The sequence below is a fragment of the Oleiphilus sp. HI0086 genome, assembly GCF_001635225.1.
In genome coordinates this window covers 1-1587 of sequence record NZ_LWFZ01001200.1, presented here as the reverse complement: position 1 = coordinate 1587, position 1587 = coordinate 1, and the positions used below count along the sequence as shown (strand labels likewise).

The 1587-nt window shown below is 45.6% G+C and carries 2 protein-coding genes; one reads left to right on the top strand and one right to left on the bottom strand.

Features of this window, described 5'->3' with window-relative positions:
• The first annotated feature begins 117 nt into the window (after positions 1 to 117).
• Positions 118 to 360, top strand: coding sequence for a YdcH family protein (locus tag A3756_RS20825; protein ID WP_068513965.1), 243 nt, complete (start codon positions 118 to 120; stop codon positions 358 to 360).
• A gap of 141 nt (positions 361 to 501) precedes the next feature.
• On the opposite strand, the gene meaB is transcribed toward A3756_RS20825, so the two are convergent.
• Positions 502 to 1497, bottom strand: a complete 996-nt coding sequence (gene meaB / locus A3756_RS20820) for a methylmalonyl Co-A mutase-associated GTPase MeaB (protein WP_068554425.1) — start codon at positions 1495 to 1497, stop codon at positions 502 to 504.
• Positions 1498 to 1587 lie beyond the last annotated feature (90 nt).

The following is a 1587-nucleotide window of genomic DNA, read 5'->3' as shown; positions in this document are numbered from 1 at the left end:
GCTTAACCAACCCATGGGTCAGTAAGCACTTACATAAGCATAACAATAGAGCAGCTATTACTTAACGAGAAATACTATGTCTGATAAAAAACAATCCCTCTAAGGAGATATATATCTATGTTAGAAAAGCACGATCTAGTTCATGAGTTGCCAGAGCACAAAGAGACTATTCATAACCTCAAGATGAGTGATAACCACTTTGCTCGTTTATTTGATGAGTATCATGATAAGGATCATGAAGTACACAGAATCGAGACCGGTGCAGAAAACACCTCTGACGAGTATCTTGAAAAGTGTAAGAAAGAGCGCCTTAAGCTAAAGGACGATTTGCTTGCGATTATCAAGAAAACAACAGCTTAATATTTAGCTTAGTTTGTTATCAAGCCCGGTTACTTAATCGGGCTTTTTTAGTTTAGCGTTGGCAGATATATTCGAACCCTTACCTGTCGTGATTAGCTCAGGCTGATAGCAATAGGGTCCTCGCTAAGGGGCGGTAAATAGTCAAGACGGGTCTTGTTTGTTGAGAAATAGCTGAATGATCTGATGTGCTGCAGAGTAGGGGGTTACACTATTTTCCTGCACAGCTGAGCGGAGCTTAGGTAGTGCTGATTGAACTGGAGGGTGACTTTTAAGCTCCTGTTCCAACATATCTTTTACCAAGGCGTTCAACCATTCTCTATTTTGTCGGGCGCGTTTATCCTCAAATAGATTAAGGCCTTCTTCATTGGAGTGGCTTTTGCCTTGTTCCTGGTAGTCCAGAATCATGTCCCATACAGTCTCAATTCCGGTGTTCTCAAGAGATGAGCAGGTGAGAATTTGAGGTTTCCAAAAACCATCGTGCTGTAAGAGGTGAAAGGCATTACTGTAGTGGTTTTTGGTTTGCTGAGCCAAGCCTTGGTTAGGACCATCACTTTTGTTAACGACTAAGGCATCCGCCAGCTCCATAATGCCTCGTTTGATGCCTTGTAAGTCATCTCCAGCGTTAGGAAGCATCAATACGAGAAAGAAATCGACCATCGAGGCGACTTCATACTCGGATTGGCCTACACCAACGGTCTCTACGAGTATTACATCGTAGCCGGCGGCTTCGCATAGGAGCATTGTCTCACGGGTTCTAAGCGCGACGCCACCCAGCGCGCCTTCAGAAGGGCTAGGGCGAATAAAGGCATTGTCTTCACGGGCAAGTTTTTCCATGCGGGTTTTATCGCCAAGGATACTTCCTCCACGTAGAGGAGAACTGGGGTCGACAGCGAGTACAGCTACCTTTTTTCCATTAGCGATCAGATGGCGACCAAAGGCTTCGATGAAGGTAGACTTTCCCACCCCCGGTACGCCACTGATTCCTATACGAAGGCTATTTCCGGTATCTGACAATAGCTCATTCAAGACTTGTTGAGCAGCCGCTCTGTCTTGGTCGCGCTTGCTCTCGACCAAGGTAATAGCTTTGGCTAGTGCTCGGCGCTGGCCTTTTTTGAGTTGCTCAAGATCGATATTCATACCAGGAAGCTAGGCAGACTCATTGATCGCCGTTAGCACTTGGCGAACACTATAAGGCACTTTTGTACCAGGCCCGAAGATTCCTTTAAC

What these genes read in the sequence shown, in the direction of transcription:
- A3756_RS20825 (WP_068513965.1), top strand. Translation starts at nt 118, where the DNA reads ATGTTAGAAAAGCACGATCTAGTTCATGAGTTGCCAGAGCACAAAGAG.
- meaB (WP_068554425.1), bottom strand. Translation starts at nt 1,497, where the DNA reads ATGAATATCGATCTTGAGCAACTCAAAAAAGGCCAGCGCCGAGCACTA.